Here is a 17,903-nt window from a genome sequence, read left to right as displayed (position 1 = left end):
GCCTCCCGCTGGAAGGGTGACCCCACCCTTCGGGCTCGTGCATGGACTGTGCCCGTATCGGTTCAGGGAGGGCCTGCAAGCGCGTTGACGCGGGCCGTGACGACATTGAGCTCGCCGAAAAGCCCGAGCACGGCACCGGTGCTCAGCGCGGCCGCGGGCATGAACACCGCGGCGAAGTGGTGTCTGCCGTCCAGGGGACTGCCCGGGTTCCTGACGATCCCCCTCATGCAGTTGATGCCGAGCCGGTCCAGAGCCGCCGCAAGGGATTCCCCCAGCGCCGCGTCACGGAAGGGCAGGAAGATCAGGATCGACGCGCTGCGCCTGCGTGCCGCGGCTCTGGTGATGACTCCCTCCCAGTCGGCCCATGTGTCGCCGTAGGGGTCGAGAAAGATCAGGTCAAAGGGATCGTCCGTTTCGAGTATATCACAGCCCGACCGCATTTCCAGCAGATCGGCGTGCCCGGCGGGGAAACTGGCGAGGGCCTCGGGATCGGTGTCGAACAGAAACGGCCTGAGGCGGCCCTCCGCGGCCAGCCCGGCGAGGGTGACGCTGCCGGCGTACTTCCCGCGGGCGAGGAAGGGCTCCTGGAGCCTGCGGAAATGCAGGACGTGGAATCGTTCCCGGATGCGTTCCGCCAACGCCGCTGCGATGTCATACTCCGCATAGCCGCAGAACGTGTCGGCATACCGCAGGGGGATGCCCGGGCTGTGCCGATCGAGGAACCGGACGATCTCCACGAGCCAGCCGTGCTTGAGCAGATCCCCGAGATTGCCCGGCTTGTAGCGGACGTTTGTGCTCTTCATCTTTCCGATGCCCGGTTCCCTCATCCCCCGACTGTTAATATCCCATGTAGGCCTGCATCCACGGCCTTTTCATCATCGTGAGATACGCGGCCAGCAGCGTCTTCTGCGCCCGGGGCAGGGCCTCGAAAAGGCCCCAGTATCTCTCCTGCCTGCGCTTGAAGGCGAGCATCCGGGAAAGCTCGGGCATCCGGTAGCCGGGCTCGAGCAGGGCCCGCCCGATTTCACGGCCACTCACGAGGGCGAACGGGATGCCTTCGCCGGTTGCCCTCGACGCCAGTCCCGCCGCGTCGCCCGCGAGGAAGATGTTCCCGAAACGCAAGCCCCGGTACAGGTGGCTGATCGTCCCGCCCTTGAGGCGGACACCGTCTGCGGCAAACCCCATCTCCTTGACGAACTGCTGGAGGATCACCTTGGCAAGTCCCGCCGTGAGCCTCTCGGGGTTGAACCCGATCCCGACGTTCGTGCAGTCGCGGTGCGGGAAGACCCACAGGAACCCCGAGCGGAAGATCGTCGGCTTGAAGTGAAACCGGACCTCGTCGGCAAGCCGGGGCACTTCGTAGTACAGGCCGACGCCGAACCGGGTAGGGAGCCCGAGATGTCTTCTCACGAGGGACTGCGAGCCGTCGGCGGCCACGAGGTGCCGAAAGGAAAAGGCACCCCGGGTGGTCGAGACCGTGCCGTCGGAAAGGCCGGTCGCTTTCACCCCCGCAGCGATTTCGATGTTGGGAGCCTTTTCGAGCCCGGCGAGGTGATGACGGGCAAGATCCGCCCGGCTCACCGTCACCATCGGGTGGTTCAGCGCGATGCGGAAGGGCGGCAGGTCCCCGATGCAGATGACCTGCTCGGGAAACAGGCGGGCGCGGTCCCGCGGGACCCCGAACCCGACCGCCGTGCGTGTCAGACCGCCCGCGCAGGCCTTGGGGCCGATCGTCTCGTTCTTCTCGAGCACCAGGACGCTGAGGCGCGAGCCCGCCAGCGCTTGCGCGCAGGCGATTCCCGCCGGTCCCGCACCGATGATGATCACGTCGAACCGGTTGCCCACCTGCTCACCAAGACAGACAAGAGAGCTTCCTCAGGCTGGTCAAAAAGGGCCATATGCAAGGCGTCCGTCATTTCGAGGAGCGCAGACGTACGTCGAACGAAGGGGGAGGGGAACAACGCAGCAGATGGCTCTTTTCCTCCAGCCTGCCTTCACTCGTCGGGCTTGCCGGTAAAGAGCTTCGCCCCGTCGCGCAGCGACCCCTCGAGGCCCACGACGAACCCGCTGGCGTCGCGCACGGCCAGCTCGCCGGATTCCGCGGCGTCGTAGAGGGACTGGTCGCAGGCAATGAGGGCGTGCTTCACCTTCATGCCCCGGTGGAGCTCAACGGCGCTGCCGTTGACATAGACGGTGATCTTGTCTGTGCTCATGGCGTCACCACGATCCTTCCTTCCGTTCGGGGCGAGACGGGGGAGTGTCTCTTGAGGTAATCGAGAAACGCGTCCCGCACGTTGTCCCCGACGACGGCGTTCTTCCCCTCGCGGAACATGCCGAAGCGGTCCCCGCCTGCCGCGAGGAAATCGTTCGTCGTCACCCGGTAGGTTTTCGAGTGCTCTGCGGGCTTCCCGTCGATGAACAGCTCCTTGACCCGGGAACCTTCCGGCGCCGCCATGTCGTACACCACCCTGAGCCCCGACACCTGCAGCATGCCCTCCGTCTTCGCGTTGTGCTCGAGGATCTCCGCGACCTGGGACCCCGTGAGCTCCAGGGTCATGAGGTTGTTGTCGAAGGGCAGCAGCATGTAAACCTGCTCCAGGGTGATCTTCCCCCTCGGCACGGTCGTCCGGATCCCCCCGTTGTTCTGGATCGCCGCATCGGCTCCCGTCGCCTCGCGCATGGCATCCGTGACGAGGTTGCCCAGGTTGGACTCGAAGGGCCGCTTGGCAAGGTCGACCCGTGTCTCTCCGACGATGCGCCCGAATTCCTCGCGGATCTGGCTGTCGTACCTCCTCACGATCGATTCCACCTTCTCATCCACGGGGTCCGCCGGGCCCGACCGGACCTTCCGCAGGATCCCCCGCGCGGGGTGCCGGACGATCTTCCCCGAAGCCTTGTCCACGGATATCTTCAGGACCCCGAGGTGCTGCCCGTAGTAGCCGGCCTGGACGATGATCGTCGAGCCGACGACCACCGGCGTTTTCACCTCGGTGTGGCTGTGTCCGCCCACGATGAGATCGATGCCGCCGACCTTCGAGGCCATCTCCCTGTCCTCGTCGAGTCCCAGGTGCGACAGGACGATCACCGTGCCGGCCCCTTCCTGCCTGACTTTCCCGATCAGCGCCGGGAGGACCTTCTCGACGGCGATCACCCGATACCCCTGGAGATTCCCCGGCTTTGTCGCGTAGTGCGTCTCGGGTGTCGTGATGCCGATGACGGCGATCTTCAGCCCCTTTCTGGGGACGAGGATATAGGGCTTGACCCCCGGCAGCAGTGCCCCCTGACCGTCGACGATGTTGGCCGACAGGAAGGGGAAGGCCGCCGCCTGCCTCAGGTCGTGGAAGGCCTCCATCCCCCAGTCGAACTCGTGATTGCCCACGGTCATGGCGTCGAGCCCCATGCGGTTCATGGCCTCGATGACGGGCCTGCCCCGGAAGAGGTTCGAGATGGGCGTGCCCTGGAACATGTCACCCGCGGAGAGCAGGAGCGTTCCGTCGGGGTTCTGTTCCCGCTCCTCGGCGACCATCTTCGCGATCCGGGAGATGCCGCCTGTTGCCGGCCTGCCCTCCTTGCCCGGCTTGGGGAGGAGATTGCCGTGGAAGTCGTTGATGTGAAGGACGGTGAGGTCGACCGTTTCGGCCGCCGCCGCGCCGGGAAACGAAGAGGAGAGGAGGATCAGCAATGCAGCGAGAACCGCGGGGATTCTTTTCATGCCGTGACACCGCCCGTGTGGTTGTTTCCTGCGAACGAGATGCAGTGCCGACCCGATGCAAGGGCCGCGCCGCAAGCCTCACTGTAATTGACGGGATTCGGCGGATCAAGCAAAAAAGCCCTGGTTTTTCGACACCGGCCGCCGGGCCCGGGGGACACATCCCGTGACGGAAACGAGACGCGGTCGTTCTGTTTCGCTGCTCCCTGCGCTCCCTCACCTCTTTCGCATGGACAGGCGTTCCTTGAGCTTCATGATCCGCCGGTAGGACTCGTCGATCCGCTCCCGGGGGATCACGCCCTTTTCGACGAGGGCGCGGATCGCCGCCGCGGCCCGGGCGGCGACGTCTTCCTCGTAGACGGAATTGTTGGCGAACAGCAGGATGTCGGCGCCGGCGAGGATCGTCCGCCCGATGACCGTCTCGAAGTCGTAGCGGGCGGCGATGGCCCTCATCTGCAGATCATCGGTGATCACCACCCCCGCAAACCCCATGTCGCGCCGCAGCAGATCGGTCAGGGTCTTCCGGGAGAGGGTCGAAGGCCACTCGGGGTCGAGATCGCCGTTGAAGACATGGGCGGTCATGATCAGGTCGGCCCGGCCGCTGCGGATCAGGCGCTCGAAGGGCTTCAACTCCACGGCCGACCAACGGCCCGTCACGTCGACGAACCCCTCGTGGGTGTCCCCCGCGGCGCTCCCGTGACCCGGGAAGTGTTTCGGCGCCGTCAGGACGCCGTGGCGCCGATGGGCCTCGATAACGGCCAGGGCGTGGCGGCTGACCGTATCGGGGTCGCGGGAAAAGCTCCTCTCGAGCTTTCCGATGACCGGGTTTGCCGGGTCGAGATCGAGGTCCACCACGGGGGCGAAGTTGAGGTTGATGCCCAGACCCGCCAGCGTCTTCGCCGTGCGCTCCGCCTGTCTTGCCGTGCCGCCGGGGTCGCCCCGGGCGCCGAGTCTTTTCTGGGACTGCGTCGCGGGAAAGCCTGCCTTCTCCTTCAGCCGGGCGACCTTTCCCCCCTCCTGGTCGACGGCGACGAACAGGGGGGTCGCAGCCGCTTCCTGCAGGGCGCCGATGAGCCGGCGAAGCTGGCCGGGGGAAGCGATGTTGCGACCCCAGGTGCCCGTTGGGACGTCATAGTCGAAGAGGATCACGCCCCCGATGTGACGCTTGCGGATATCCTGCACGATGGGAGCCCCGTCGGTCACGCTGAGGCCCCGGAACCCCACCATGATCATCTGGCCGATTTTTGCATCGAGGCTTGGCTCCGTACCGGTGCCGGCCGCCGCGGGCGCTGCCCCGAAAAGCAGTGCGAGTGCGATCAGAAAAGGGATGAGCCGACGCATGGACCTTTCTTAACGGATAACCGGCCAAAAAGATAGGGGGTCGCGCGGTGACGGAAGATTTCTGTTGCCTCAGGCGGCCTCGGGATTGTAATAAATGCCCTGTCGCCGGGGACCGGCGGGTTCAGGGACATTCCAACGGGACACAGGGGCATGCAGGCACGGTCGGCACTGATCGGGTTCGTCCTACTGCTGGCGTTCGTTTCGTGCACAGCGAATCCGGCCTGGGGGCAGACAAAGGATATCGAGACGCTTGCGCGCGAGAGGGCCCATCACACCAACCCGGGCTTTCGCAATCCCTGGCTGCCGGAAGAGCGGGCGGGAAGCACGCTGCGGCTCCTCGAATGGAAGTTCAGTCCCAACCCCTTCCGGAAGGAAAAGCGCCAGCGGCCCTACTTCCCCGTTACACGGCCCGACGTTCCCGCCATCTTGAGCGCGGAGGACTCCGTCACCTACCTGGGGCACGCCACCCTCTGGATACGGGTCAACGGCCAGAACATCCTGACAGACCCCGTGTTCGGGGATATCGTGTATTTCATCAGCCGCCATGCGCCGTTTCCGCTGCCGCCGGAGGAACTCCCCCCGATGCAGGTGATCCTCATCTCTCACAGCCACTACGACCATCTCGACAAGGACAGCATCCGGAAAATCGGCACGGGGCCGCTCTACCTGACGCCTCTCGGCTACCGGGACTGGCTGGAGAGTGTCCTGCCCGGCGCGAGGGTCATCGAGCTGGACTGGTTCCAGAAATACACGATCCACGGTGTGACCTACCGGCTCCTGCCCGCGCAGCACTGGACGAAGCGGACCCCCTGGGACACCAACAGGCGGCTCTGGGGGTCCTGGCTCATCGAGTCGGCGAACCGCAAGGTTTTCTTCGCGGGAGATTCCGGCTATTTCCCGGGTTTTGCCGAGATCGGCCGCAAGTTCGGGCCCATCGACGCGGCGCTGCTCCCGATTGGGGCCTACGAGCCCCGCTGGTTCATGTCGGTCTACCACATCGACCCCGAAGAGGCCGTGCTGGCATCCAAGGAGCTTCGGGCCAGGGTGCTCATCCCCCAGCAGTGGGGGGTCTTCGACCTGACCGACGAGCCGATGGATCTTCCCGTCAAAGACTATCGCAAGGCGGCCGAGAGGGCGGGGCTGACGGAACAGCAGGCGCTGCTGATCCCCCACGGGGGCACCTACTATTTTCCGTGATTGATCGACGGAAGAGTTGAAAAAGGCCCCGGTCGATCCCCGGCCGGGTTTTTTGATGCCCTGTCGCCTCGATCCGTGCCGCTCGAGGCTGTCCGCTTACAGGACGATCTTCACGGCGGGGTGACGGCGCAGACCCTCGTAGATCGAGAGGCGGCATTCCTCGCTTGTAACGACGATCTCCACGTCGAGGCAGTGGTACTTGCCCGTAAGGCTCCGGTGGGACGGGGTGACGGTGTGCGGAAGCTCCTGGAGCACCTCGGCGATGGCGTTTTGCAGGCGTTCCAAGTCCGCGCCGATCACCTTGTAGCCCCAGGGGCAGGGGTACTGGATGTCGGGGCCGCGGCCCCAGCGGCTGATGATCATGAAGCGGTCCCGGGGTGGTTTCACGGAATGAATTCCGGCGTTGCATCCCTGTCAAGGGAGGCGCGGCCGCCGCATGCATCTCGATGCACGGGGCCGTCCGGATGACAACCCTGCTGCAAGACGGGAGTCTGCCTATGAGACGTTCCGGGGCCTCCCGTTTCCGGGAGACCCCGAGTTCCTGCGGTTGATGCGAAAGAGAAAAGCCGGGGTCTAGTAACGGGGCCTTCCGCCACCGCCGCCGCCGGGGCGCCGCATGCCGCCGCCGCGCCCGTCGTCCTGGCGGGGACGCGCCTCGTTGACGTTGAGTTTCCGTCCCTTCATATCCTTTCCGTTCATCCCGCTGATGGCGGCTTGGGCCTGGTCTGCCGAGCCCATTTCGACGAAGCCGAAACCCTTGGACTGTCCGCTCATCTTGTCCTTGATGATCGTCACGGACTCAACCTGCCCGAATGCTTCGAAGGCCTGCTTGAGATCCTCTTCCGTGATGCTGTAGGGCATGTTCCCGACGTAAATCTTCATCGACCTCTCCTGGATAAAGTCTGTCCTGTTCTGATACCCCGATCCTGTTACCGGCTTCGACGACAAGTTCAACGAGTGGTTATCACAACCGGGGCCCGACTGCAATGCCAATCATGGCCCCCCTTTTTTCCGCACGGCCTGCTCAGCGCACGCTGCGCAGCCGGCGTGATCTCGATCGGGGCGTCGAAAAGAGGGTGACCTTCCGAGCCTTCTCCGGGAAGCCCGCGGCGGCGTGGAATCCGGCGAACACCGACAGATCGCGCTGCATCGGGAGGGGTCTCGGGGCCTCCTCCTCACGCTCGCGGCCCGGGTGCCTTCCGCGCCCGTCCCTGCCGGCGGGTCTCGGCGGCGCGGTGTAATCGAAGTCTTCCAGCGTCCGCCGCTCGATCTGCTCGCCCAGCACCCGTTCGATCTCCCAGACGAACGCCCGGTCCTCGCGGGTGACGAAGGTGAAGGCGTCCCCGGTCCGCTCGGCCCGTCCCGTCCGCCCTATGCGGTGGATGTAGGCATCGACCGTGTCGGGCATGTCGTAGTTGATCACGTGGGAGATCCGCGAGATGTCGAGACCCCGGGCCGCGATGTCCGTAGCCACGAGGATCCTGTATTTCCCCTTCCGGAATCCGTTGATCGCTTCCTGCCGCTGGCTCTGGGAGAGGTCCCCCTGGAGGAACGTGACGGGGAAACCCGCCTTCTTGAGGTGCTTGGCCACGCGCGTCGCCCGGTCCTTCGTGCGGGTGAACACGAGGACGGAGTCCGTGTCCGTGCGCTCCAGGATCTTCACGAGCAGCGCCGTCTTGAGGTGCTGCTCCACGGGGTACAGGGCGTGGGAGACCGTGGACACCGGGGCCGCCTCGCCCACCTGCACGGTGACGGGGTCTTTCAGGATGTCCCGGGCCAGCTCGCGGATCTCCTCGGGGATGGTGGCCGAGAACAGCAGGGTCTGCCGTTCGGCGGGGATCCGGCTCAGGATTCTTCGGACATCGGGCAGGAATCCCATGTCGAACATGCGGTCCGCCTCGTCGAGGACCAGCACTTCGATGTGGGACAGGTCAATGACCCCCTGGTCCATGAGGTCCAGAAGCCTGCCCGGGCAGGCCACGACGATCTCGGCACCCTCCTTGAGTTTCCTGACCTGGGGGTTCTGCTTCACGCCGCCGTACACGGTGACGCTCTTCACTTTCGTCTTGCGGCCCAGCTGGCCGATGGCCTCGTGGATCTGCTCGGCCAGCTCACGGGTCGGGGCGATGATCAGGGCGCGGACCCGCCTGCGCGGCCCCGACATCAGCCTCTGCAGGATCGGGAGGCCGAAGGCGGCCGTTTTCCCCGTCCCGGTCTGGGCCATTCCCATGACGTCCCGGCCCTGCAGGATGAGCGGGATGCACTGGGTCTGGATCGGCGTGGGTTCCTCGTAGCCGAGGGCCTCGACGCCCGCTAGAATCTGTGGATGCAACTCGAACGACTTGAAACTCATGAACGAAAAAACCTCTTTTCTGACAAAGCCGACGGGATGAAACCCGCGGCGCCCGCCTCCGGCGGGCCATGATGCATCTTTGTTTACGCCTCGGCCTCGGCCGCTACAGGTTCCGTGCCGGCGGCCTCGACCGCGGGCTCGCCCCTTGCGCGTTTCCCCTGGCGCCGGGCCATCTTCTCGGCTGCTTTTCGCTGACGTTCCAGCTCTTTTTGCCGCTTGATGAACTGGTTGTGATTTCTTTTTCCCATTTTCCTCCTGTGGTGAAACGGTCAGGCCCGCATCGCCGGGGCCAAAAAAAATCCCCGAGGCCTCTCACGGGCTCAGGGGACAATATGTGTCAAAACCGTTTCAAAGCACGCATAACATAAAGATTTTTCAAGGACTTGTCAAGGGTTATTTCGCGGTCCCGTCCTGCGGGCCGGAAGTGGCGGCGCTTCCCTGCGGCCGTCCACAAGGTGAAGGGCGGCCAGGACGGGGTGTCTCCAGATCATGCGCGGCCCCGCGTATCGCATCACCTCCCGGACCTGTTCACGCATGTCGACTCTGTAGCAGTGGATCGGGCAGTTGGCGCAGGTGGGTTTCCCCGCGCCGAAGGGGCACTTCCCAAGACGCCTTTCGGCATAGGCGCGAAGCTCCGCGCATTGGCTGCACAGCTCCCCTGTGCTGCCATGGCGACCCCGGCAATAGATCCGGATCATGGCCCCAAGGGTCTTGATCTCTCGTGCGATTCGGGCGCTGGTTTTTGCCATGGGTCTCATAACATGCCGCCGGCGGGCGACGGGGCCGTTTCCCCGGGCGGGGTCCCTGAAGCTCAGCGCGTGCCGGCGGGGCTTCTGCCGTGCCGGATGACATGGATGGCCGTCGCCTTGACAAAGGCCGCGACCTGGAGGCCCTCGATCAGCCCCATGCCATCGAGGGATTGACTGGTCACATAGGCCACGAGAGGGAACCCGCAATCGAGGTGGACCCGCTGGTACGGCCCCATGGGCACGATCCGCTCTATCCTGCCGGTGAAGGTGTTCCTTGCACTCGTCGCCTTGGTTTGCCCGCTCATCGCCAGCGTCACGTTCTCCGGACGGATGCACAGGACCACCTCTTCCCCCGGCGGGGCCTCGCCGACCGCCTCGATCTCCGTGCCGTTGACCGTGATTGCGAGGGTCCCCCGGCGGTTCTCCCTGATTCGCCCGGACAGGATCGTCTCCGTCCCCACGAAGGAGGCAACGAACTCGTCGACGGGCCGGTTCATGACGGCTGTCGGGCGGTCGACCTGCGCAATCCGCCCCCCCTGCATGACGGCGATGCGGTCCGAGAGGCGCAGGGCCTCGTTGCGGTCGTGGGTGGCCATGATGGTGGTCGTCCCCGTCTCGGCCAGCACTCTTTCCAGGTCCGAAACGATCGCCTCCCGTGTCGGGGGGTCCAACGACGCGAAGGGCTCGTCGAGGAAGAGGATCTCCGGCGAGACGGCAAATGCCCGGGCGAGGCTTGCCCGCTGGGCCTCCCCCCCGGAGAGGGTTTTCGCCGACCGGTCGCCGAGGTGCGCGATGCCGAAGCGCTCGAGCTGCGACTCCGCGATGCGACGCGCTTCCTTGCCCCCGATGCCCCGGATCCTGAGCCCCGAGACGACGTTTCCGAGGACCGTCGTGTCGAACAGCAGCGGCTCCTGGAAGACCATGGCGATCCGGCGCCTGTATTCCAGCACGCGCTGCTCCGCCCCCACCGCCCGCCCGCGGAACACGATCTGTCCCGCCGAGGGTTTCGTCAGGACGGACAGGGCCTGCAGGAGGGTCGTCTTGCCGGCCCCGTTGGGCCCGATGAGCGAGAGCGTCTCGCCCTCGAAGATCGTCAGCTCGGGGACATCGACCAGCGAATGTCCCCCGCGGGTGACCTTCAGGTTTCTTGCCTCGAGGATCGTCGTCATCGCGGCCTCTCCCTCTGCTGAATGCCCGTGAGGACGAGATTGATCAGGTAGGCGAAGAGAAGCAGGATGATGCTCAGCGCGATGGCGAGGTCGAAGTTGCCCCGGCTCGTCTCCATGACCGTGGCCGTCGTGAGGACGCGGGTGTAGCCCTTGATGTTGCCGCCCACCATGATGGAGGCCCCCACCTCGGAGATGACGCCCCCGAAGCCCGCCATGACGGCTGCCAGCAGGGGGAGACGGGCCTCGCGGATGAGGATGCGGACCATCTGCAGCCGCGTGGCCCCGAGGGCGAGGATCTGCAGACGGAGCTTTTGCGGCAGCTGCTGCATGGCCGCAAGGGAGATCCCCGTGATGATGGGGGTTGCGATGACGGCCTGGGCGAGGATCATGGCCGCCGGGGTGTAGAGGATCTCCAGGAAGCCCAGCGGCCCGTTTCGCCACAGGAAGATCGTCACGAAGAGCCCCACCACCACGGGGGGCAGGGCCATGCCCGTGTTGATGAGGCTCACGACGAACCGGCGGCCCGGAAACTGCGTGAGGGCCACCATGGTCCCCACGGACATCCCGATCAGCAGGCTGATCAGGGTCGCCGTACCCGAGACCTTCAGGGAAAGCCACGTGATCCCGATGACCTCGGGGTCGAAGGTGAAAAGCAGGACGAAAGCCTGGCGGATGCCTTCCAGAATGATTTCCATTACCGGCCCAGGGCCTCCTCTTTCTTTCCGGCATCGGGGGAGAAGAGCGGCGTGCCGAATCTCTCGACGCCGAAGGTCTTGATCACGGACTGGGCCTCCTGTGAGACCAGGAAGTCGGCGAAGGCCCTGGCCCCCGTGAAGTTGGCCCTCGGCCACTTCCCGGGGCTCACCTCGATGACATGGTAGATGTTGCGCAGGATCCCGTCGCCCTCGGCAAGGACATCGAGGCCGAGGCTTTTCTTCAAGGCCATGTAGGTCCCGCGGTCGGTCAGCACGTAGGTCTTCTTCTCTGCCGCCACGGCCAGCGTCTGACCCATGCCGAGGCCCGTCTGCTGGTACCATCTCCTGCCTTCATAAGGCACGCCGGCGGCTTTCCAGATCTCCTGCTCCTTGGCGTGGGTGCCCGAGTGGTCGCCGCGGGACGTGAATAGGCTTCCCGATGCGGCGATCTTCCTGAAGGCCTCCGCGGCGGTCCTCGTTCCCCGAATCTTTGCCGGGTCGGAGGGCGGGCCCACGATGACGAAGTCGTTGTGCATGACGAGCCTGCGTGCCACGCCGTTGCCGTCGGCCATGAATTTCCTTTCGGCCGCGGGCGAGTGGACGAGCAGCACGTCGGCCTCGCCCCTGGCGCCCATGGCCATGGCCTGCCCGGAGCCCACGGCGATCGTCTTCACGAAGATGCCCGTCTGCCTCTCGAAGATCGGCAGCAGGACGTCGAGAAGGCCCGAGTCCTGGGTGCTCGTCGTCGTGGCCAGGATCAGGCTCCTCTTGGCCCAGCAGGGGCCCGGTGCGAGTAGCAGCAGGCCCAGCAGAAGACAAACCAGCCTTTTCCCCATCGCGCGCCTTTCTCAGATGTTCGAATAGAGAATCCTGCCCGAGTCCTCGAACCCGTAGCCCCCGAGACGCTCGAAACGCTCGCGGAACGCCGGCGAGCGCAGGGTCTCCACGAGCGCCTGAACGGCCCTGTGGAAGAACGTCGACTGCCCCAGGGCCATGTCGAAGTCCTCGCGGGCGACGGGGATGAAGTGAAGCCCCATGAGCCGCGAGACGGCCACCGTGGCGAGCCCCGCGTCGGCCTCGCCGGCGAGGATGGAGAGCCCCACCTCGACGTGGGTGCAGACCTCCCGGTCGTACCCGCTGACCTCCCCGGCCGGGATGCCGGCGCTCTTCAGACGGTCATCGAGGAGCACCCTCGTTCCCGAGCCCTCCTGCCGGTTGACGAACCGCACCCGTTTGCCTGCGATGTCCTCGATGCCGGCGATTCCGAGGGGATTGGCGGGGGCCGTGACCAATCCGATCTCCCGGCGGAAGAGGTGCACGAGCACCACTTTCATGTCGGGCAGGTATTTCGGGAGGAAGGGGACGTTGTAGCGGCCGCTCTCCCGGTCAAGGAGGTGGGTCCAGGCGATGTCGGTGTAGCCGCCGCCGAGCGCCCTGAGCCCGTCGGTGCTCCCCGTGTTAGCGCAGAAGAAGTAGAATTCCGGGTGCGAGTGCCGCATGCCGGAGAGCAGAGAGTCGAGCACCGGGTCGTTGCTCCCCGACGCCAGAAGCGCCCCCTCCATGCCGCGGCTCTTTTCCCGCGCCTCCTTGAGCCCCCTGCGGGCCCCGCCTTCAATCCACTCGTCGACGAGTTTCTTCGGGAAGACCCACTTCCCCGTGAGCCGTGTCCCCGGCATCCGCCCAGACTTGATCAGGGCATAGACCTGTTTCTCGTTGATCCCGAGATAGGCGGCGACCTCCCTCGTGTTCATCATCTCTGCGGACATGCTTCCCTCCGGCTGACAGAGCATAAGAAATAAAATGACATAAAGCAACTAAAAATTACATAATATAACCAATTCTTACCAATTGTGGCGGCTTGACGGGTCGTCTTCCGCGGTGTAAACTGGCTGAAACTCAAGTGCCTGAAAAAAAAGGAAAAAGAAATGAGCCGTTATGTGATCGTCGGCTGCGGGGCGGCGGGCAATGCCGCCGCGGAAACCATCCGGAAGCTCGAACCGGAAGCGGAAATCCGGATGTTCAGCCGGGAGGGCCGTCACTACTATTACCGGCCCGCCCTGCCCGAGTACCTGGCGGGCGAAAAGACCCTCAGGGGCTTTACCCTGCACGACGGCGCCTGGTATGAAAAAAACGGCATCGAGGTCCACCTCTCCACGGAAATCGTCGATATCCGGGCACCCGAAAAAACCGTTCAGGCCTCTGACGGCAAGACCTACCCCTACGACCGGCTCCTGTTGGCGACAGGCAGCCGTGCCGTCGTTCCCGACGTACCGGGCAGGGACATCGAGGGGGTCTTCACCCTGCACACCGCCGACGATGCAGACGCCATGCTGAGGCGGGCCGAGACGGCGATGAGCCTGGTCGTCATCGGCGGGGGAATCCTCGGGATCGAGGCGGGCAACGGGCTCCGCAAGCGCGGCCTGCAGGTGGCCGTCGTGGGCCGCAACAAGCGCCTGCTGCCCAAGCAGATGGATGCCGCCGGCGCCGTTTTCCTCCAGAGACGCCTCGAGGAGATGGGCTTTACGTTCCATCTCGGCGTCACGCCCCGCGAGATTGCCCGGCTCGACGGGCGCCTGGCCGTCCGCCTCCAGGACGGCAGGGCCCTGGAGACGGACATGGTCCTGCTGTCGGCGGGGGCCGTACCCGACCTTGCATTGGCCAGGAAACTCGGCCTTGCGATCGGGAAGGCCGTGCAGGTCGACGACCGGCTCCGGACGAGCCTCGACGATATCTTTGCCGCCGGGGACCTGGTCGAGCACCGGGGCGTCTATTACGGGATCTGGCCCGCCGCCATGGCCCAAGGCCGCGCCGCCGGGGCCAACATGGCCGGCAAGGAGACGATCTACGAGGGGACGCTGCAGTCGCACCGGCTCAAGGTCGCGGGGATCGATCTCGTCTCCATGGGCGACATCGACGCCGAGGGCGGCGATGCGTGCGTCGTCCGGTCGGACGAGGAGAAATGCATCTACCGGAAGCTCGTCATCGAGAACCGCACCGTCGCCGGGGCCATCCTCCTGGGCGATCTGCAGGGCGTCAAGGAGATCCAGGCGGCCGTCGAGGGACGCAAGGCCCTCGCGGCGGTCCGCGAGACGATGCAAGAGCAGGGGTTCGATCTCTCCGGGATTGAGTGACGCCCCCCTGTCCGATATGGAAAAATTCCCGGTTTTGGAGTAGAACCATTCACCCCCGGGGCCTCTCTCCGGGGGTTTGCCGTGCCGCCGCACGAAAACCGAAGCAGGAGCGAACCATGAAGGAGCAGGAAAAGACCCCCCGGGCCTTCCGGGGCGCACCGAAATACGTGCTCGACGAGGAGCTTGCGAAGATCGTGAACGTCTCCATCGCCCTGGAGATGCCGCTTCTTCTCAAGGGCGAGCCGGGCACGGGCAAGACGATGCTGGCCCACGCCATCGCCGAGAGCCTCGGCATGCCGCTGATCACCCTCAACGTCAAGTCGAGCATGAAGCTCGTCGAGGCCCTGTACCAGTACGACACGCTCACGCGCCTCAACGACAGCCGCTTCGGCGACTCCCGGCGCGATGTCAGCGACATCGAGGCCTACATCCGCATGGGCAAGATCGGGCAGTCCTTCGTCGCCGACGAAAAGACGGTCCTGCTCATCGACGAGATCGACAAGGCCGACACGGATTTCCAGGACGACATGCTCGACGTGCTCGACCAGATGTCCTTCGACATCATCGAGATCGACAAGACCGTGAGGGCGAAGCACCGACCCGTCGTCATCATCACCTCCAACGCCAAGAAGGACCTCTCGGACCCCTTCCTGGGGCGGTGCAATTTCCACCACATCGCCTTCCCCGAGCCGGAGATGATGCGCCGGATCGTGGACGTCCACTTCCCGAGGCTCAGCGAGGAGACGGCGCAGGCCTGCATCCAGACGTTCTACCGGCTGCGGGAGATCGGGGGCGTCGAGAAGAAGCCCGCCACGCGGGAGCTCATCAACTGGATCCGGGCCCTGCGGTCGGACCCCGATTTCCGGCCGGCCCTGCTCCAGAGGGGCGAGGTGCCCTACCTGGGGGTTCTCTACAAGAAGAGCGCCGATCTCACCCTCGCCGCCAGGGCCATCGCGAAATTCAAGCGATAAAGGGGGCGGTGTGTTCGTCCAGTTCTTCTACACGCTGCGCGACAGGGGCATCCCCGTGACGCCCACCTCCTACCTGCGCCTGCAGAAGGCGCTGTCGATGGGGCTCGTGACCTCGCTCGACGATTTCTACACCGTCGCCCGGGCGCTGCTGGTGAAGAGCGAGCGCTACTTCGATCTCTACGACCAGGTCTTTTTGCACCACTTCCGGGGCGTCGAGCTGAAGGACCCCGAGACCCACGAACTCACCGACATCGCAAAGGCCCTGCTCGAGGAGTGGCTGAAGGACCCCGGCGCGGTCGCCTCGGCCTTCGGGGTGGACGAAAAGAAATTGAAGAAGATGACCCCCGAGGAACTCATCCAGTATTTTCTCGACCGTCTCAAGGAGCAGACCGAAGCCCACCACGGGGGCAACCGCTGGATCGGCACCCGGGGCACCTCGCCCGTCGGCCACTCGGGCCATCACCCGGAGGGGATGCGCGTGGGCGGCGTGTCGCGCGGCAAGTCGGCCGTCAAGGTGGCCATGGACCGGCGCTGGCGGGACTACTCGCAGGACGGGCCCCTCACGCAGGCCCAGATGGGCGAGGCCCTCAAGCGGCTGCGCCGGATGGTGCCGGCAGGCCCGAAGGACCTCGTCAACGTGGACAAGACCATCCGCGAGACGATGCGCAACGCCGGCGAGATCGAGATCGTCTTCGACCGCAGGCTTACGGACCGGCTGAAGGTCATCCTCATGATCGACAACGGCGGCTGGTCCATGGAGCCCTACGCGGACCTCGTGCAGACCCTGTTCAACTACGCCCGCTCGCAGTTCAAGGACCTCCGGACGTACTACTTCCACAACACCGTCTACGACGTGGTCTGGCAGGACCCCCAGAGGTACTACCGGCCCGAGCGGCTTGACGATTTTGCCCTGCGCGACCCCGAAACACGGCTCATCATCCTCGGCGACGCCAGCATGTCGCCCTATGAGCTCATGTATGCCGGCGGCGCCATCGACTACACGCAGCGCAGCACCCGCCCGAGCATCGACCGGCTCAAGTTTCTCGCGAGCCTTTTCCGTCATGCCGTCTGGCTGAACCCCGCCTCGCCGTGGGAATGGGAGAGGGTCCGCACCATCGGCATCGTCCGCCAGGTCTTCCCCATGTACGAACTTACCCTCGACGGGCTGGAAGCGGCGGTGCGGCGCCTCCTGGCAAAGAACTAGCGCGGCGGGTCCTGGCAGGACAACGGATGGCGGAAAACCGCGCCCGCCTTCCCCCGGTGAGGTCCCGGTCTTGACAGCGGGCGTCCCTTCTTTTTATTGTTAACGTGAAAACGCTGCCGGAATGAAGGGCGCCGTGGCGACGAGGAAGAAGAATTACTACAAGGTGCTGGGGGTCTCCCCGCAGGAAGGCGAGGCCGGCATCCGCCGGGCATACCGGGAAAAGGCCAAGAAGCACCACCCCGACAGGGCCGGGAAGGATTCCACGGCCCGGTTCCAGGAAATCGCCGAGGCCTACGAGGTGCTCTCCAGCCCGAAGAAGCGCGAGGAATACGACCGCGACCTTGCGGCATCGCGAAGCCGACCGCGTGTGCAGCCGAACCCCGTGTCGGCCGCAAGAGTGCGGCCCGAGCCACTCGTGCCCCGGCGGGGCGGGCATCGGGGCCCGGGATACCGCACCCCGGCGGAGGAGATCTTCCGGTTTCTCTTCGAGAGAGAAGCGCCGGGGTATGGCGGCGTTGCCGAGACCCTGGAATTCGAACTGATCCTGGACCGTCTGGAGGCCGTGCCCGGCGCCATCGTCGAGTTCGAGCTTCCCCTCCATGCTTCCTGCCGGTTCTGCGGCGGCACGGGCCGGGACTGGATGTTTCCCTGCATGGCCTGCCTGGGAAGCGGGACCGCGGTGTCGTCGCCGCGCATCGCCCTGCGTCTGCCTGCGTTTGTCCGGGACGGGTCCCGGCTGGAAATTCCCGCCGAGGCCGCCGGTCTCGATTCGGGCATCATCCGCCTGGTGTTGCGGATTGCATGAAAAAAAAGGGCCCTGCCGCCCTGCGGCAGGGCCCCTGCGCAAACATCGCGCGCGATTGGCGGCTGCTGCGCTAGTGGGTCTTGATGGGGATCTTCTTCATCTGCTTCTTCGCCTCTTCCGTCTTCGGCAGGGTGATGGTCAGCACCCCGTCCTTGAACTCCGCTTTGACCTTCGACTCGTCGACCCCGCCCTCCGGCAGAGGGATCTCCCGACGGAAGGATCCGAAGCGTCTCTCGGAATGCCAGTAATTCTTTCCTTTTTCCTCTTTCTCCTCCCTCTTCTCACCCTTCAGGATCAGGGTGTCTTTCTCGAGGGTGATCTCGACGTCCTTCTCGGAGAGCCCCGGAAGCTCGGCGGTGACCTTCACCAGCTCGCCGCTGTCGGAGACGTCGATCTCGGGCCAGAAGGCCCCGGGCCACTCCGCCGCCACCCTCGAGGGAGTCCAGGCGAAATCCCTGAAAAAGGAATCGAAGAGCTCATTCACCCTCTGCTGCAGGGGATAGAAGGGGAATTCCCGGTCGCGGGCGATCGGGATATTTTCGGTCTTACGCCAAGGAATCAGGTCTCTGAATGTCATGA

Annotated in this window: 20 protein-coding genes; 5 read left to right on the top strand and 15 right to left on the bottom strand. The window is 65.1% G+C overall.

Annotation, left to right across the window (positions count from 1 at the left end; all coding sequences use genetic code 11):
* Positions 1 to 62: 62 nt before the first annotated feature.
* The 5 genes from HPY67_14550 to HPY67_14530 all read right to left on the bottom strand — a co-directional run bounded on the left by HPY67_14550 (position 63) and on the right by HPY67_14530 (position 5,050).
* Positions 63 to 803, bottom strand: a complete 741-nt coding sequence (locus HPY67_14550; GenBank protein ID NPV05936.1) for a hypothetical protein — start codon at positions 801 to 803, stop codon at positions 63 to 65.
* A gap of 34 nt (positions 804 to 837) precedes the next feature.
* Positions 838 to 1,845 carry an NAD(P)/FAD-dependent oxidoreductase gene (locus HPY67_14545; GenBank protein NPV05935.1) on the bottom strand — a complete coding sequence of 336 codons (1,008 nt, stop codon included), beginning with the start codon at positions 1,843 to 1,845 and terminating at the stop codon, positions 838 to 840.
* A gap of 149 nt (positions 1,846 to 1,994) precedes the next feature.
* Complete coding sequence (locus tag HPY67_14540) at positions 1,995 to 2,198, bottom strand: hypothetical protein (protein NPV05934.1); 204 nt, start codon at positions 2,196 to 2,198, stop codon at positions 1,995 to 1,997.
* Between the two features lie 11 nt (positions 2,199 to 2,209).
* Positions 2,210 to 3,712 (bottom strand): bifunctional metallophosphatase/5'-nucleotidase, encoded by a 1,503-nt coding sequence (locus HPY67_14535; GenBank protein ID NPV05933.1) that lies wholly within the window; start codon positions 3,710 to 3,712, stop codon positions 2,210 to 2,212.
* 213 nt (positions 3,713 to 3,925) lie between these two features.
* Positions 3,926 to 5,050 (bottom strand): glycoside hydrolase family 3 protein, encoded by a 1,125-nt coding sequence (locus HPY67_14530; GenBank protein NPV05932.1) that lies wholly within the window; start codon positions 5,048 to 5,050, stop codon positions 3,926 to 3,928.
* Positions 5,051 to 5,200: 150 nt separating this feature from the next.
* Between HPY67_14530 and HPY67_14525 the strand changes: the two genes are divergently transcribed.
* A complete protein-coding gene (locus HPY67_14525) occupies positions 5,201 to 6,247 on the top strand; it encodes an MBL fold metallo-hydrolase (protein NPV05931.1) in 1,047 nt (348 codons plus the stop codon).
* A gap of 96 nt (positions 6,248 to 6,343) precedes the next feature.
* Here the strand turns inward: HPY67_14525 and HPY67_14520 are convergent, their stop codons facing one another.
* The 9 genes from HPY67_14520 to HPY67_14480 all read right to left on the bottom strand — a co-directional run bounded on the left by HPY67_14520 (position 6,344) and on the right by HPY67_14480 (position 12,979).
* Positions 6,344 to 6,634 (bottom strand): DUF493 domain-containing protein, encoded by a 291-nt coding sequence (locus HPY67_14520; GenBank protein ID NPV05930.1) that lies wholly within the window; start codon positions 6,632 to 6,634, stop codon positions 6,344 to 6,346.
* A 186-nt stretch (positions 6,635 to 6,820) separates the two neighbouring features.
* Positions 6,821 to 7,129: an RNA-binding protein gene (locus tag HPY67_14515; protein NPV05929.1), complete on the bottom strand. Its 309-nt coding sequence runs from the start codon at positions 7,127 to 7,129 to the stop codon at positions 6,821 to 6,823.
* Between the two features lie 142 nt (positions 7,130 to 7,271).
* Positions 7,272 to 8,600, bottom strand: coding sequence for a DEAD/DEAH box helicase (locus tag HPY67_14510; GenBank protein NPV05928.1), 1,329 nt, complete (start codon positions 8,598 to 8,600; stop codon positions 7,272 to 7,274).
* A gap of 83 nt (positions 8,601 to 8,683) precedes the next feature.
* The gene (locus HPY67_14505) at positions 8,684 to 8,848 is read right to left on the bottom strand and encodes a hypothetical protein (GenBank protein ID NPV05927.1); all 165 of its coding nucleotides are present in this window, start codon (positions 8,846 to 8,848) and stop codon (positions 8,684 to 8,686) included.
* A gap of 138 nt (positions 8,849 to 8,986) precedes the next feature.
* Entirely contained in the window at positions 8,987 to 9,349 is a 363-nt protein-coding gene (locus HPY67_14500; protein NPV05926.1) for a nitrous oxide-stimulated promoter family protein, read from the bottom strand.
* A gap of 62 nt (positions 9,350 to 9,411) precedes the next feature.
* Positions 9,412 to 10,518 (bottom strand): ABC transporter ATP-binding protein, encoded by a 1,107-nt coding sequence (locus HPY67_14495; protein ID NPV05925.1) that lies wholly within the window; start codon positions 10,516 to 10,518, stop codon positions 9,412 to 9,414.
* A complete protein-coding gene (locus tag HPY67_14490) occupies positions 10,515 to 11,213 on the bottom strand; it encodes an ABC transporter permease (protein NPV05924.1) in 699 nt (232 codons plus the stop codon). Before HPY67_14490 ends, HPY67_14495 begins: the two co-directional genes overlap by 4 nt.
* A complete protein-coding gene (locus tag HPY67_14485) occupies positions 11,213 to 12,049 on the bottom strand; it encodes a solute-binding protein (GenBank protein ID NPV05923.1) in 837 nt (278 codons plus the stop codon). Before HPY67_14485 ends, HPY67_14490 begins: the two co-directional genes overlap by 1 nt.
* 12 nt (positions 12,050 to 12,061) lie before the next feature.
* A complete protein-coding gene (locus HPY67_14480; protein ID NPV05922.1) occupies positions 12,062 to 12,979 on the bottom strand; it encodes a helix-turn-helix transcriptional regulator in 918 nt (305 codons plus the stop codon).
* Positions 12,980 to 13,138: 159 nt separating this feature from the next.
* Here HPY67_14480 and HPY67_14475 point away from each other — a divergent pair, with 159 nt between their 5' ends.
* From HPY67_14475 to HPY67_14460, 4 genes are all read left to right on the top strand, one after another.
* The gene (locus HPY67_14475) at positions 13,139 to 14,344 is read left to right on the top strand and encodes an NAD(P)/FAD-dependent oxidoreductase (GenBank protein ID NPV05921.1); all 1,206 of its coding nucleotides are present in this window, start codon (positions 13,139 to 13,141) and stop codon (positions 14,342 to 14,344) included.
* Between the two features lie 116 nt (positions 14,345 to 14,460).
* A complete protein-coding gene (locus tag HPY67_14470) occupies positions 14,461 to 15,315 on the top strand; it encodes a MoxR family ATPase (GenBank protein NPV05920.1) in 855 nt (284 codons plus the stop codon).
* 10 nt (positions 15,316 to 15,325) lie between these two features.
* The gene (locus tag HPY67_14465) at positions 15,326 to 16,519 is read left to right on the top strand and encodes a hypothetical protein (protein NPV05919.1); all 1,194 of its coding nucleotides are present in this window, start codon (positions 15,326 to 15,328) and stop codon (positions 16,517 to 16,519) included.
* A 133-nt stretch (positions 16,520 to 16,652) separates the two neighbouring features.
* Positions 16,653 to 17,324 (top strand): DnaJ domain-containing protein, encoded by a 672-nt coding sequence (locus HPY67_14460; GenBank protein NPV05918.1) that lies wholly within the window; start codon positions 16,653 to 16,655, stop codon positions 17,322 to 17,324.
* Positions 17,325 to 17,394: 70 nt separating this feature from the next.
* Here the strand turns inward: HPY67_14460 and HPY67_14455 are convergent, their stop codons facing one another.
* Positions 17,395 to 17,901, bottom strand: coding sequence for an Hsp20/alpha crystallin family protein (locus HPY67_14455; GenBank protein NPV05917.1), 507 nt, complete (start codon positions 17,899 to 17,901; stop codon positions 17,395 to 17,397).
* Between the last annotated feature and the right edge of the window lie 2 nt (positions 17,902 to 17,903).

It is taken from the genome of Syntrophaceae bacterium (assembly GCA_013177795.1).
Classification (GTDB): domain Bacteria; phylum Desulfobacterota; class Syntrophia; order Syntrophales; family UBA2192; genus UBA2192.
The sequence above is the reverse complement of the archived record's forward strand: the minus strand, read 5'-3'. Positions and strand labels throughout refer to the sequence as shown.